16 protein-coding genes and 4 pseudogenes are annotated in these 14,355 nt (G+C 33.2%); 9 read left to right on the forward strand and 11 right to left on the reverse strand.

Features of this window, described 5'->3' with window-relative positions; all coding sequences use genetic code 11:
• Positions 1–254: 254 nt before the first annotated feature.
• A complete protein-coding gene (locus DJ93_RS33975; RefSeq protein WP_241484318.1) occupies positions 255–401 on the forward strand; it encodes a hypothetical protein in 147 nt (48 codons plus the stop codon).
• 12 nt (positions 402–413) lie between these two features.
• A complete protein-coding gene (locus DJ93_RS33980; protein ID WP_241484319.1) occupies positions 414–650 on the forward strand; it encodes a hypothetical protein in 237 nt (78 codons plus the stop codon).
• A gap of 287 nt (positions 651–937) precedes the next feature.
• On the opposite strand, the gene DJ93_RS24030 is transcribed toward DJ93_RS33980, so the two are convergent.
• Positions 938–1,252: a thioredoxin family protein gene (locus tag DJ93_RS24030; RefSeq protein ID WP_042983603.1), complete on the reverse strand. Its 315-nt coding sequence runs from the start codon at positions 1,250–1,252 to the stop codon at positions 938–940.
• Between the two features lie 79 nt (positions 1,253–1,331).
• Entirely contained in the window at positions 1,332–1,982 is a 651-nt protein-coding gene (locus tag DJ93_RS24035) for a site-specific integrase (RefSeq protein ID WP_080743591.1), read from the reverse strand.
• Between the two features lie 286 nt (positions 1,983–2,268).
• On the opposite strand from DJ93_RS24035, the gene DJ93_RS24040 reads away from it, so the two are divergent.
• Positions 2,269–3,180, forward strand: coding sequence for a hypothetical protein (locus tag DJ93_RS24040; protein WP_042983605.1), 912 nt, complete (start codon positions 2,269–2,271; stop codon positions 3,178–3,180).
• 737 nt (positions 3,181–3,917) lie between these two features.
• On the opposite strand, the gene DJ93_RS31225 is transcribed toward DJ93_RS24040, so the two are convergent.
• The 6 genes and pseudogenes from DJ93_RS31225 to DJ93_RS33985 all read right to left on the reverse strand — a co-directional run.
• A complete protein-coding gene (locus DJ93_RS31225) occupies positions 3,918–4,019 on the reverse strand; it encodes a YjcZ family sporulation protein (RefSeq protein WP_080743592.1) in 102 nt (33 codons plus the stop codon).
• A gap of 620 nt (positions 4,020–4,639) precedes the next feature.
• Positions 4,640–5,812 carry a serine hydrolase domain-containing protein gene (locus DJ93_RS24045; protein WP_042983606.1) on the reverse strand — a complete coding sequence of 391 codons (1,173 nt, stop codon included), beginning with the start codon at positions 5,810–5,812 and terminating at the stop codon, positions 4,640–4,642.
• A 922-nt stretch (positions 5,813–6,734) separates the two neighbouring features.
• A complete protein-coding gene (locus DJ93_RS31230; protein WP_080743592.1) occupies positions 6,735–6,836 on the reverse strand; it encodes a YjcZ family sporulation protein in 102 nt (33 codons plus the stop codon).
• A gap of 476 nt (positions 6,837–7,312) precedes the next feature.
• Positions 7,313–8,074, reverse strand: coding sequence for a glycosyltransferase (locus tag DJ93_RS24050; protein ID WP_042983607.1), 762 nt, complete (start codon positions 8,072–8,074; stop codon positions 7,313–7,315).
• A 366-nt stretch (positions 8,075–8,440) separates the two neighbouring features.
• Positions 8,441–8,602, reverse strand: a complete 162-nt coding sequence (locus tag DJ93_RS33340; RefSeq protein ID WP_181969200.1) for a hypothetical protein — start codon at positions 8,600–8,602, stop codon at positions 8,441–8,443.
• Positions 8,603–8,787: 185 nt separating this feature from the next.
• Positions 8,788–8,937, reverse strand: a pseudogene (locus DJ93_RS33985) (XRE family transcriptional regulator); the annotation flags it as partial.
• A 321-nt stretch (positions 8,938–9,258) separates the two neighbouring features.
• Between DJ93_RS33985 and DJ93_RS33990 the strand changes: the two are divergent.
• Positions 9,259–9,618: pseudogene (locus DJ93_RS33990) on the forward strand (N-acetylmuramoyl-L-alanine amidase); the annotation flags it as partial.
• A gap of 47 nt (positions 9,619–9,665) precedes the next feature.
• On the opposite strand, the gene DJ93_RS24055 reads toward DJ93_RS33990, so the two are convergent.
• The 3 genes and pseudogenes from DJ93_RS24055 to DJ93_RS32390 all read right to left on the reverse strand — a co-directional run.
• Entirely contained in the window at positions 9,666–10,094 is a 429-nt protein-coding gene (locus tag DJ93_RS24055) for an SMI1/KNR4 family protein (protein ID WP_042983608.1), read from the reverse strand.
• A complete protein-coding gene (locus DJ93_RS33345) occupies positions 10,094–10,237 on the reverse strand; it encodes a hypothetical protein (RefSeq protein ID WP_241484320.1) in 144 nt (47 codons plus the stop codon). Before DJ93_RS33345 ends, DJ93_RS24055 begins: the two co-directional genes overlap by 1 nt.
• Positions 10,238–10,319: 82 nt before the next feature.
• Positions 10,320–10,385, reverse strand: a pseudogene (locus DJ93_RS32390) (MepB family protein); the annotation flags it as partial.
• Positions 10,386–10,568: 183 nt separating this feature from the next.
• On the opposite strand from DJ93_RS32390, the gene DJ93_RS24060 reads away from it, so the two are divergent.
• From DJ93_RS24060 to DJ93_RS32395, 5 genes and pseudogenes are all read left to right on the forward strand, one after another.
• Positions 10,569–11,147 (forward strand): hypothetical protein, encoded by a 579-nt coding sequence (locus tag DJ93_RS24060; protein ID WP_042984347.1) that lies wholly within the window; start codon positions 10,569–10,571, stop codon positions 11,145–11,147.
• Between the two features lie 238 nt (positions 11,148–11,385).
• A complete protein-coding gene (locus DJ93_RS24065) occupies positions 11,386–12,105 on the forward strand; it encodes a hypothetical protein (protein WP_042983609.1) in 720 nt (239 codons plus the stop codon).
• A 62-nt stretch (positions 12,106–12,167) separates the two neighbouring features.
• Positions 12,168–12,314 carry a hypothetical protein gene (locus DJ93_RS33350; protein ID WP_181969201.1) on the forward strand — a complete coding sequence of 49 codons (147 nt, stop codon included), beginning with the start codon at positions 12,168–12,170 and terminating at the stop codon, positions 12,312–12,314.
• A gap of 602 nt (positions 12,315–12,916) precedes the next feature.
• Positions 12,917–13,528 carry a C1q-like domain-containing protein gene (locus tag DJ93_RS24070; protein WP_042983610.1) on the forward strand — a complete coding sequence of 204 codons (612 nt, stop codon included), beginning with the start codon at positions 12,917–12,919 and terminating at the stop codon, positions 13,526–13,528.
• A gap of 253 nt (positions 13,529–13,781) precedes the next feature.
• Positions 13,782–14,154, forward strand: a pseudogene (locus DJ93_RS32395) (tyrosine-type recombinase/integrase); the annotation flags it as partial.
• Positions 14,155–14,355: the final 201 nt, after the last annotated feature.

Consider the following 14,355-nt stretch of genomic DNA (forward strand, 5'->3'; position numbering starts at 1 on the left):
TTAGCTTAGGGCAAAAAAGATTAATATATGTACATCAATAATATTTCTAATTCATAATTAAGATGAAAATATTAGTAGTACATGGGGGAATAACCATCAGTGAATAAAAAGGCAACAATTAACATAGGGCATTGTTGACAATTTTATTAATTGTATTTGTTTTTTATGGATATAAGAGTTTAAATAGTTTTTTACTCTGGAATGAACTCAATAATTTAAAAATGATTTCAAGTGATAAATGAGTTGCAGATGGTATGTACTTTGTAAAAGGAAAGATTTATTCTGAACATGTAACAGGAGAGGAAACGTTACTTGCTGATGGGTATGCGGTTGTGAATCGAATTCAAAAGAAAAAAACGACATACTATACACAGACTTCTTCACCAAATCGTTCTTTATAGAGTAACGGTCAAGTGACAGCTTTTTATAATGAACCAATACATATTGGAAATAAAGAATTAAAATTAATTAATAAAGAAAATGTGTCTCTTGAAACACCCTTTATGGAATTAAATAATCAAAATGTAATTTCAACAAGAATAAATGATATTCAGGCGAATGCTGCAAAGTTAGCAGATGGAACAAAACGCTTTTATTCATTTGGAGCAGTAGAAAATAAAGAGAATGTAGTTGTGTGTGGGTCAATATAGGGAAAGGTAATAAAAGAATTACCTAATAGATACGGGAAATTTGTTTATATTGGAAATACTAAGGAACAAATTATAGAGGGATTAAAGAGTGGAAATAACAAAAATTGGATATATTTTTCTATCCTTGTTGTATTAACCAGTATTAGCGGTTTGTATTATATATGTATGGGAAAGGGAAATGGACAAAAGATGTTTTTGTTTTTACATTTTTTGGAAGAGAGATACATTAAAGAGGACGCATCTTTGCGTCCTCTTTAAAAATTTATTACATAAATATTTTGTTTGAATTAGTATGCTTCTAAAAACTCAGTAACTTGCTCTTCTGTTTTTGCATTTGCACTATGTAAATGACCTAGTTTTTCACCATTTTGATATACAAGTAAACTTGGGATACCCATTACTTGATACTCTTCAGCGATTTGTGGGAATTCATCTTTATTAATAGAATACCATTCAAATTTATTGAACTCTTCCATTACATCTTCGATAAAATTGTCCATACGTACGCAATCTGGGCACCATGTTGTAAAGAACTTAACAACTACTGGCTCCCCGCTTGCGATAATGTCCTTGAATTCCTTGTCGCTCTTGATTTCTTTCATGTTTTTTGCTCCTTTCAAATTTATACGAATCTGCTAGTATTTTTATGCAAAATTCGTATTTGCAAACATTTTGCAAACATTAGTGTTTTTGAAATAGATTATTTGCAAAATCTTCGACTGCTTTTTCTTGTAGGTCTGGTACAACATGTGAGTAGGTGTCCAATGTGATGCCTACTCTTTTATGTCCAAATCGTTCACTAACAATCTTTGGATGAATACCTTGTTTCAACATTAATGTTGCATGGGTATGTCTTAGATCGTGGAACCGAATATCAGGAACCTCACTTTTCTTTATAAGCTTTTTCCAGAGCTGTGTCAAACTTCTGAAATTGCAGGGGTTACCATTAAAGGTAGGACAGACTAAATCATAATTATTATATCCATCGCCATACCGTTCTTTTTCTTCATATATTTTCTGAAGATGTTCTTGAAGTGCCTGTAGAGTAATTTCAGGCAGAACAATTAATCTTTTTCCTGTAGATGTTTTAGGCTCATGAAATTCTTTGGTGATATGCGAGAGGGAACGATTAACAGATAAAGTTCGTCTCTCAAAATCAATATCTTTCCATTGTAGTCCTAAAATTTCTCCTTTACGCATTCCACATGTAATAGCAAGTAAATAAGCAATGTAATAGCGGCTTTCTTTTGCGTGATTTAGAAATTGAAGAACTTCTTCTTCAGTCCATGTATTTACCGTTTTGGCATCGGCACCAGCAGTAGGGGGACTAATTACATCAATTACGTGATTTGAATATCGAGACTATAAGCGGTAATGTCTATGCTGGGGAAGGAATCATTACTGAAGTGACTGAAGAACGATTTCTCCTATCTGAAAAGTCGGTGTTATGTGGGTATGAGAAAACAACTTTTTGTATTGAATGCTTTCTAAGAAAATACGCCTTTTATATTCAAAATAACAATAATATTCAGTATTATTGTTGTAGGGCTGTCAGTATCATTTGTATAATTTCATTATGTTTTCAATACTAATCTATTTAGAAAGGCGTTGTGAATATATGGATATATTTAAATTAACAACAGAAAGTAATAAAGTTTTTCCTATTACTGTAGAAATCTATGAGCATTATACAGATAAAAGGGAACCTTATTATTACAAAGATAAAAAAGAAATGAAGTATTTTGCAGTTTGTCCAGGATGCAACAATCCGTCAAAGCTAGTAAATTTATATATAGATAAAACTTTAGATAAGAGTCTAAAAAAACAAAATACGCATGCACGGCATTATAAGCATAATGTGAAGGGATTAGCTAATTATAGTCAAGAAGCATATGATAACTGTCCACTTTCAAATCCAGATTCTTTTAGTACATGTGATAAAAGAAAGGATAAAGAAAAAAATAATGAGTTACTAAAATTAATAAAATTATATCCAGACATTATATATGACTTTGTTAGAGAAATTACGGGTATAAATTTTTCTTATAAAAAGTTTAATGAAATGCTTGATAATTTTATGAAGACTGAAGGATATTATTATAAATATATTAATAAGTTCAATTTACCCTATGGTTTTTTCTATATGCAAAAAAGTATAGGGCTATATATGCAGTATGTTTTTATAGATAGTCATTATGCACAAGAAATTATAGATAGTATTAGAAAAAGTAAGTATTTTGTTGTTAATAATGAGAATCAAATTATTCCTAGTACTACTGATTATGTAGAAATTGAGTGTTATTTAACTAAGCATCGAATAAAAAATAAGAGTGAAGAGACCATCGAGCTTCGTATTATGGAATCGAAAGAAAATAAGAAAAACCTTGTATATAAAAAAGAGATGCCAGTTAATAAAGTTGATTTTATTAATGCAATTACTGATGCAGCTGTTAAAGAAATAGAAAGTGCAAATGAAAAATATAAACGATCCACACTACAAAAAGTAGTAAATAAATATGTGAAAAGATAGTTTTTTGAATATGAAAAAATATCTTGTAAGATGTTCAATATTCATCTTTTTTTCTTAGTGATATATTGATCGATTGGCATCTCATTAGAAAATGCTTCTTGTAACGCCTCGGTTGTATATGAAGTAGGTGTAGTTTCAATTTTGCTGAAGTTTTTTATCATTTGATGTACAAGCTGTGAAAGAAAAAATAATGTTCCAGAAATGATAAAAAACGAACTTCTTTTTTATATAAAATAGTTTACTCCATGTGGTTACTTTTGGACGGTATGTATTCACAAAGAGGGATGACTAAGATTGAAGAGAAGCAGCGTTTTTATACCTGAAAAAATGCGTTAGATGATATGGTAGAGAAGCTAGTTAGCAGCAAAATATGATGTATATGTGAAGGTCTATGCGATCCCAAGTATATAAGGGTGTTATTTTTTACATTCCATACGTACTACCAATTATCGTATTTATCTATGTTTTTCCTAAATTAAAAAAACCGAAAATAAGCCGTTTTTTCGGTAGGGGGATAATTCAATTCCTTAAGTTGAAGGAGATGGGGCGGTACCTCTATATAAAGTTAGAAGTGTAATGTGTCTAACGAGTAAATTTATAAAATAGAACAGACAAGAGGAGATTTTATAGTAACCAAATGTAAATATAGATGTTGGTTCCAGATCCCTGCACATTGTGTAGGGATTTTTTCATAAAGAAAAGACACCCATATAAGAGTGTCTTTTCTGACTGTTTTTTTAGCAGAAGCAAGCAGCTCCAACTATGATTAATAATATAAAGAGCACAACAACTAAGGCGAATCCTCCAGCAAAGCCACAACTGCCACAACTAAAGCCCATAATAGTTCCTCCTTTAAATTAAGAGGGGAAAACATGGGGTTGCACATGATTTTTAATGGATTTACATTACTTTATGCTTTTTAATAATCTATGAGCAGGTCCTTTGAAAAATAAAGAAAAGACACCCTAAGGATCCTTTCTCCGACTTGAACCATGTTCATGTAATACGAATTTATCCGTATTACCCCTTTGTTATACGTGTAAACACACCCTATAAAAGACACCAGATTGTTAGTTCACAAAATACAAGAGATTTGAGATTAGTATTAGAGTGACGCCACGTCTTCTATAATGATCGATATGTTACGCCTTTCAAAAGAACCTGCTTTATAGAACGTATCCACAATTTGTATTTTATTACATGTAATATTTGTTTAGTGTAATTTTTATAAATATGTATAATTACATAAAGTTTGTGAGAAAAAGAGAGTATACTTTGGTATTGTGTAATAAAGATAAATCCCACCTACGGAAATAGGTGGGATTTTTAATGCGTACAAAAAGACACTTTAAGTGCCTTTTTTTGAATTGAACGATCTTGACTTTTGGTTTTTTGAACCAGAAAGGTATATGTTTAACTATCAAAACTATGAAAAAATTTATCCAATTTCATTTGTTACTTACTTGCTAAATTCAGCAAGTAAAATATTTTTAAAAGGGTCAGGATTGTTAGCTCTACCCATACTGTTCAAACTGACGGCCAACGTATGCTTTCCTCCAAGTGTACCTCCAGCAAAAGTACCAAACCCTGGAATGCCACCTGAGTGTCCCCATATCGAGACACCATTTGGAAGCTTAGTCTCATAGATTCCAAGACCATATCCATCGCCAATATCTGCTCTTCCAGTAGGAACTGTAGTAAGCATTTCTTTTAGTTGCTGCTTCTTCAGTAATTTGCTATCGAGCAAGGAAGAGAAGAATTTGTTCAAGTCGTCAGCAGTAGAAATCATCTCTCCAGCCGAGCTACCTATACTTGGGTTAAAATATGTAACGTCTTTTAGCTCACTTGCTCCGTCTGGTTGTAAATATCCACGTGCATGCTTGGTGCCTGGAATAACGCTTGAATTGCCAGGTAGGAATGTATTCTCCAATTCAAGTGGTTCAATAATCCGATTTTCAATCTCTTCCGCATAGCTGTTTCCGGTTACTTTTTCAATAAGGATACCCAGTAATACGTATCCTGTGTTTGAGTAGGACCAGCCCTTTCCTGGGGCAAAGTCTGGGGGCATCGAAATTCCAATCTTCACTAGTTCGTCAGCGGTAAACAATTTTTTTGTATCTGTAAAATCAGCTTCTTTTGACCTTGAGTATTCAGCGATGCCACTTGTATGGTTCAATATCTGCCGGATAGTAATCTGTTTAGCATCATATCCGTTTCCTTGAATGACACCAGGCAACCATTTTTCGATGGAGTCGTCTAGATTCAAGCGGTTCTCTCCGGCTAATTGAAGTACAACCGTTGCGGTGAACGTCTTCGTCACGCTACCAATGCGAAAGCGAAAATTTGTTTTCATTGGTTTTTTGGTTCTTAGGTCCGCGATCCCAGTAGCATAACTCCACGTTTTTCCACCCTCAGAAGTTTTAACAAGTATCCCCGGGAATCCAAGGTGCAATGTATCCCGCATTGCTTGTTTGACGGAATTATGATCTCGTTGAGTGCTTGTTTGTAACGAACTAGATATATTTTGAGTGGGCTCTGCTTTTACAATTGAAGTTGGCGCTGTGTATAACAGGGAACCTCCAGCTATTAAAAGGGCCAAACTTGCCAATGTAAACTGACTCCGTGTTTTCATAAGACATTCCTCTCCTCTATTCATATTGTATAGGTGGTTGCTCGCTGTTTCATACTAACCACACCACTATCATTTCTACCAAAGATAAAAGGTTAACATTGAATTCGTAATCATCTTCAAAATTATTATTTTTACAAACGTCATTCTGTCCTAGGTAAATACTTCTTTTTCTACATGTATGTTAACCCCAGAAATTACTTCTTTTCCTTGAAACACTCTTGTTACTGGTTTGTTTTACATATATAAGTCATATCTGTTCCGCCTTTCACACCTCCTTATATTTTTATCATAAACAATGAAAATCTCTTTTTCCTTACCTATTCCTTACAAATTTCTTACGTACAAAATAGCTTCTATAATGTTGTTAAAATCACTTGTTTCTAAGTGGGGATCTATGTTTTTATAAAAGAAAAGACACCCTAAGGCGCCTTCCTCCGACTTGAACCACTTTAATTTTAATAGGGTGTTTTATCGGTAGAGGAATGTGATTTCGTTGTTTTGCTAGTGGTGGACGATTCAGGCCGTTCGTATGGAGGAGCACATGTTCATATTGGACGATACAGTCCCGGTGATTTTGCTACTTGGTATGAGAGAGCGACTTGTGATTGGTCTATATATGGTGTCGACGCCGATTGGACTTTTGCATCCCCACCTCCAGGTGCCAACACGGTCTTTATCCTTATGATCATCTCCCTCATTATCCAATTCCTCATCCTAGCGTAGGTCATGGAGTATCAGCTCATCCTATTATCCATTCTCCAGGGGTTTATCATCCTAGTATTCCACCAATTCCTCGTTCGCGTTTATATTGGTAAATAATTTATATATGTAGTTACAATGCATTTTTTTGATCCCTGCACATTGTGTTGGATTTTTTCATAAAGAAAAGACACTTTATAAGAGTGTCCTTTCTGATTGTTTTTTAGCAGAAGCAAGCAGCTCCAACTATGATTAATAATATAAAGAGTACAACGACTAAGGCAAAGCCTCCAGCGAAGCCACAACTGCCACAACTAAAGCCCATAATAATTCCTCCTTTAGATAAGAGGAGAAAATAAGGGGTTACACATGAGTTTTAATGGATTTACATTACTGTATGTTTTTAAATAATATATGAGCAGGTCCTTTAAGAACCGAAGGAAGACACTCAATAAGTGCCTTCCTTCAGTTCTTTAGTTTACCAATTGTTTTTCTGTAGGGTTTCAACAGGATTAACGAAAAAAATATAGAGTAGATCTATAATAAAATAATAACACTATGTTAACTGGTGTTATTATGCAATTTTACATATAAGAAAAGACACCCTAAGGTGCCTTTCTCTGACTTGAACCATCTTAATTTTAGCAATATTTATTAGGAGATTTTGTGCAAAGTTAATGATTTCAGAGAAATGAGAGTAAACTATTAACAAAAAAGTTTATATTGGATAAAACTAAAAGAATCTTATTTATCTTGTTTCACTAGTTCATTTAATGATGATCTGTTTAAGAATCTTCCCAGTTATCTTTCTTGGTTATCATAATAAGTTTTATCTGCGTATTTTTTATCATTTCCTTTTAGATAGGCTGAGATTATTTTTGGATTTTTAAGTAAAGCCCAGTCTCCAAATTTATCAAATCTTCTGCACGAAGTTATCATTCCATTTTTAATTGTACCGAATTTCATATTATTTTGCTTTCCCCATTCTTTTAACCGTTTAGCAAAATCTGCATCTTCTGCCATAAGCATGTTTTCATTAAATCCGTTGATCGCCATAAAGTCTTTTCTGTAGCACCAAAAAATCCCTACAGATATAGCTCCATACTTAAAAAATAAGGGGATTATTATTAATATTGCGGAAACGAATATTCCTAAAGATATTCTTTCAAACTTCCCAGTTACCCCGCCGCCAATGTATTTATCTGAGGCTAAATAGTTGTCTACATTAGACAACATAGACTCTGTCATTTGGGTGTCAGCGTCTATAGTAATAATTATTTCTCCGCTAGCTATTTTGGCCCCTGCATTTCGGATTTTGGATAAGTTTTTATCGTTATTTTCTAATGTAATACAGTTATACGACTTTGCTATTTCCTTTGTTTTATCTGTACAACGATTTAAAACAACTATGACTTCAGTTTGATCTTTATATGCCTCTGATGCCTTTGAAATTGAATCTAAACATTTGCTAATGTACTTTTCTTCATTGTGTGCAGGAATTATAATAGAAAATTTTACATCTTTTTTTAAATCGACTCCTGAAGATACGTTTGTTTCAGTCATAATATTCCTCCTTTTTATAAAGTGAATCTTTACTATATATACAATATATTAATATTTATGAGGTTGTATTATAGAAACAAAAAGTGAATTATTAATAATTTACTTTTTGTTATTTAAGGAATAATGAAATGAAATCAAATCATGGTATGTCGTTGTAAAATGTAAAAATTCTTACCAATTATAACAAAGAAAACATTGATATATTGCCGTAAAAAAAGACATCCTAAGGTGCCTTCCTCTGACTTGATAACCACTTTAATTTTAATAAGATCTCTTCTTACAGTACAAGGATATAACAAGTTAACCCATCCCATAAACATTTTACCATATTTATCTATATTGATTGTTGAGAAAATGGAAATCAAATCAGTATTTTGTCAAATTCACTTCAGTTGCTTTCTGTGTTCTAGATTCTTCGATTTGCTTAGATTTACTTTTAATTTCATCTGTAATTATGATGTTAATATTCCCTTGGGATTTTTTATATTCCTGACTACTTAAAATAAGCATTTTATTAGACATTTTCATTTTCATCCTCCAAAAATGTAAGGTTTCCACCCAAGCATAACAAAAACAGTTACACCTATTTTGTCACATTTTGTCGGAATAAGATAAAAAAGAGAGCCAAATGGCTCTCTTGTCATATTTGGTAAAATTATGTGAAATCTCACCTCTAGCAAATGGAAATGATTTTTTTTTATGATGAAATCAAATCATAGTATACCTTTGTTATCACGTAACATTTTGACATACAACGCTAATTGTTTAGCGAAACGTTTTTGTTGACGTCCATCAAGCTCCTCATAAGCTTTTTGGACATCATTAAATAGTAATTCCAGTAATGCGTCTTTTTTCTTGTTTTGTCGAATGTAAATAAAAAAAGAGAGCTGAAGCCCTCATGTGTTAGTTTCTGTGGATAGTAAACAAAATCATTACAATATTTATAACCGTAATCAGTTGTTGCCATATACTTTTTCGTGTAGGTGACAAGGAGATATGTCAAATTTATATATGGGATGTAATAAAGGGTGAACAGTGCGTAAATGGTTCTTATCGTATTACAAGATCAGGGCTATTATACATTAGCAAGAATACATCTCATCATTGGTAAACTACTTAAAAACTTATAAATACAACAAAATCAAAAACAATAGCGGAGACAAAAAGCGTAGTAACGAGAAGAACGAAAATTAAATAAAGCAGATGTATATCAAGTATGGAGTGAAAAAGGTAGATGGTTAAATCTTGGTGGAGATCAGTGGGTATATAATAATCCATCTTACATTAAGTTTGAGAAGAAAGAAGTAGTAAATCAAGATGCAGGGAAGCGTGTTGTATCCAAAATGGACAACCTACGTTTCTATGATTCTTATGATTCTCTATCTTAGCAGGATAAAGATGTCGCTGGAACTGTAAATGTAGGTGAAGGGTTTATAATTGACGAAAAAGTAAAGGTCAACGATTCACAGCAATATAGAGTGCACAATAGTAAAGGCAAAATATACTATATTACAGCTAGTAATGTATATGTACGTGTGAATTGAGAATAACAGCCGACTCGATATAAATGAGTCGGCTGTTATTATTTCAACTATGACAACAATTCCTCTACTCCGACACCATCTATTAACAATGCTTTTAATGAAGGAGCTATTTTAATTATCTCTTCAATATCTAAATCGCCAAAATCCACTGTATATAATCCGAATCCTTCTTTTCCATCTACATATAGTAATGCTTTTCCGCCTTCATCATCACCGATTGCCAGTGAATTTGGTATATATTTTTGAATATCATGCGCTTCATTCATCTCTATGCAATCAGTAGGGCTCCAAATACGTATGTAAAGTTCATTTTGTACATTAATCTCTGCATTTGTACTATGTTGGATCACTTCTAAATAATCTAATGGTACATCTATTGATGAGAATTTTTGTAATTCTTGAATAGCCTCTTTACTCGCTGGTGATTCCTGAGCTTCTAATGTGAAGGCCTCATTTAATTTTTCTAGAATATTCATTAATAATCAATCCTTTCATACTTTACTTTTAATTTATCAAGCATTTTATATTGCTGTTCTAAAGTTTCTGAAATGTTTTCTTTAGGAAATCCTGCACGTTCAATTAGACGATAAACTAAAGGTTGTTCAGAGTTATCTTGCATAGGGTTCTATAATGCAAGAAGCTATGAATATAAGTTGCCACATTTGACTCTTCGTAGCTTGATCGTTAACAGGTTTATCCTAAATAGGATAAATTCTCATAGCCATCTTTCCTTTTTGACCTTGAGATTTCAATATTTTTTCTTTTAAGGGTACCGCCCCACGACCATCAACTTAAGCATGTACACTATTTTTAAAGTTGAAAACACTGATGAAGAATTATATCGATATATGACAACAGCTCATTTTTTTAAGTTCCTCGCCAAAAACAAGCATATCCAGTGTAGAAAACATATTCTACACTATATATTATTAAAAAGTGAGGAAGCGTATATGAATCCACATCATAAGAAAGATTTCAGCAATATAAGCACACCTTATTTCCCTCATATCGACTTATCAGATTTTTATGAAGTTCAAAAATCAATAAAATCATCCCGATCCCCAAAAACTCAAAAAACAATACAATCATTAAAATCTCCTAAATCCCAAACGATGTGCTGTAGACAAATTGTAGAGCATAAAATCCAGTTAATTCCCCCTGCAAAAAAAGGAACTGTCAAAGTTGATAAACAGATATTTACTGCGATTGAAAAGGTGTGTTCAGAAGTAGTCGTCATCCTTGGATTTATCCGTAAAACAGTTACTTATACAGCAGTAATACATCACAAAGAAGAAATTCCAAATCATAGCATTCAAGATGATGTTCCCTTCCAGTGTCTTATAGAATCACCGGACATTCAAGAAGATCATCACTTTAGCATCATCGAGAAAAAAATAATCGGTGAAGTTTCCGCACATGAAGCTAACTTTGGAAATTCAAATGATTTTCGATCGTATAGACAAACCCTTGCTTTCAATTTTATAGAGAAAGATGTAATAAAAGTTTCTATAAAAATGATTACTAAGTAAATCAATATCTGCTCATCATAAATATGAAATTAGGTTATTTTAGAGACTAGATTTGCAGTTACGAATCTTTCTAACATGAAACAACTTAATTATTTGTTGAAAATTAGGAATCTTGTCCAAGATATCCTCCTATACATGCTCTGTATCTACTTCATAATCTATAGTAGAAGCAATAGCATTCTTTTGACTTCGAAATGTACTGAGAGAATATATTTATAGAACTAAGGAGGAATAATGAATGGTTTGCCCACTTATTAATCCAACAACTTGTTGCCAAGTTGTTGTTGAGCGCACAACGCAGCTTGTACCCCCAGCACTTGCAGGTACCGTGACCTTTACACAAACTGTTGAAGCAGATATTGAAAACGTAGTCCCAGAAAAAGTTGTAATTTGCGGGGTAGTTCATAAAACGTTAACTTACACTGCTGTTTTAGAAAATGGCACTCTAGTGCCGGGTTTTCAAGTTTTTGATGATATCCCTTTTCAATGTGTCATTGACCGTGAAGATGCCAATGAAGGGGACCTTTTCGAGGTCACAGGTGTAGCAATTCTGGGCCAAGTTTCTGCCCAAGAACAAAATTTTGGATTTATAGATGGATTGCGGGTTGCTTTTAAATTCAGAGAAAAAGAAATCGTCAAAGTTTGTATTAGAAGAATACCAATAACTAGTGTTGCAATAGCTCTTGAACTAGCCTTTACAAGCGAAGATTGTAATGTTCCCGTTGTTGCAACAGGTCGTTTGTTAATCAATGATATGGGATTTGCAGGAATACCAGTTTTTCTCTCAATAACAGGGGCAGCAACTGTTTCTCCAACTATAGTGTTTACACAAGCAGATGGATCTTTTAGCGCTAATGTTACTGCCTTTGGACCTGGAAATATAACACTTACAGCTTCAGCGACGGTAAATGGAGTTCCTTTTTCTGACCAATTAACCGTAGTTTCACCTTGTCCATAATAAAGTGAAACTTCCATAAGGGTAGCACCTCACATCCATCAACTTAAGGATTTAGGCTATTTTTGAAGTTAAAAGCACGTTACTATTCTCTTATGTTAATGAGAAAGGGTGACGTGCTTTTTATGAATATGCACCAAAAACAAGAGTTATCTTTATTTGCCGAAGAGTTATATCGATCACAGAAAATGAAAGTGAATGAAGAGAAGTAATTGAAACAAAAGGTTGTGATTGTGAGGTAGTAAAACAACAAGAAGCTACTTATGCAGAACGTTGGGGAGCTTGGTTGCTAAGGTTTACAGAATGGGAAAAGGGGTTGCTGCATGAGGAGTATTGTTTGAACCCACAAAAAGGAAAGCATGCAGTATAAGTAAAAAAGGACAAGCGGTTGTACCTGCTGTCCTTTATAGGAGAAAAATTACTGTTGTTTAGAACTACGGATAACCAGAAAACGCGCGCATAAATAGTGTTGACGTGGATGAAGCTATTTATACAACAAATAGGGATAAGCAGAAATGCAGAAGAAATTCAAAATACCCAAATGACTCGTATTGGTAAAACGGCTCAAAAGTAGTATATGTAAAACGAAAATTTTAATACAAAAAGTAGCTATTCGATTGATAGCTTAGGCTTTTGGGATTATATAAGCGAAGTTTTGTTCTGGTGAAAATGAAATTATTATTTTTCGTGCGGTTGCTATTGTATTGTTGTAGAGTCCTTTTTATTCTATTAACCAAAATAGTAACAACTTGTCCAAACTTTCTCAATCTATCTTGCATAGTATGCATTGAATAGATTGAAAGGAGAGATTGATTTGAATTATTACTATTGTAAATATTGTAATAGTTACAAGGAGAAACATCATGATTGTCACAAAAAAAGCAGTAAATATTATGACAAGTGCGATAAAAAGCATGAGGAAAAACTCTGTGTTAATGTAAAAGTGGATTGTTGTTCTGATGATAAGCTGTATAATCTTGTAAGAGCATCTGCCTTTAGAGCTGTCAGCACAGCAAATCTAAATGTTCCCGCGAATACTTTCGTAAAAGTTCTATTTCAAAATGAACAATTTGATTTAGCGAATGAATACAATCCAGCTACATCGACATTTATCCCAGCGACAAGAGGAGTATATTCAGTTCTTGGAACCATTGCGTTTATTCCTAATAACCCGAATTTAGATTATAGAGCAAGGGTGGAAATCCGGGTAAATGGGAATCCGGCTATCGCTATCGATAATGACTTTTTTGGTGGAGGGGTGAATTTTTCGAATGCAGTAAACGTTTCTACCATTCTTCAACTACAAGCAGGTGACCGAGTCGAAATTTTTGCACAGAGTAGCATTGCTGGTGTTATTGCACTAAATGTTAATGGTGCAAATAGTACGCACTTTGAAGCTGCTAGATTCCCATCTCCAATTGCATAAGTGATATAAAACCTCTTCAGTGATTATATATATGAACCCATAATCTATATTTGACCTGTGTGTATACAGGTTTTTTATCGACAAAACAGGAGATATTTTCGGGAGTTTTTCAAAATAGAATCAATATTACGCTATACCTATATAGTTCTTTGAAAAAAGAGTCCTGTGGGGATAGCGTAGTCTCTCTATCAAAACGTTACCGAAGAATGGGCAAGGGCGGACTAAAAGCCAAATTGAAATTATTTATACAGCTACGGTGCGTGAAGTGAAGACAGGTAAGCAGAAATGTATACATATTACCGCAGTATTAAGAAGAGAATTAAAATGATACATTGAAGAGATGGAAGATCATGAGTATTTGATTAAGAGTAGACAAGGAAGAATAGAACAATCGGAAGAAGTATGGCATTTAAAATACTTAGCAGTACAGCAGCAGAGTTTGGTTTAGATGAGATTGGAACACACATACATTACGTAAGATATTTGGATATTACATGTACATGCAGACAAAGAATACAGCGTTGCTAATGGAAATATTCAATCATTCATTGGAAAGAGTAACGTTAAGATATATATATGCAAACCAAGATGCGATGGACAAAGCAATGACTAGGTTAAAAATCTAATCATGTTTTTTCTTTTGGTTATGGTGTACCGCTAAATATCTACTGTATTAAGCAGCTTTTTGTTTTCTAATTGAGTAATGGCAGAATCAAAAGTCACAATTTTGTAAGGTTATTGTAATGTTTATCGATAGCAAATAAAGATACTTGGCTGTATCTTTAAAAGGATATAAAACTGGCACTTATTTTTAATATATTAAAATA

Origin of the sequence: Bacillus clarus, assembly GCF_000746925.1 — a bacterium.
GTDB lineage: Bacteria > Bacillota > Bacilli > Bacillales > Bacillaceae_G > Bacillus_A > Bacillus_A clarus.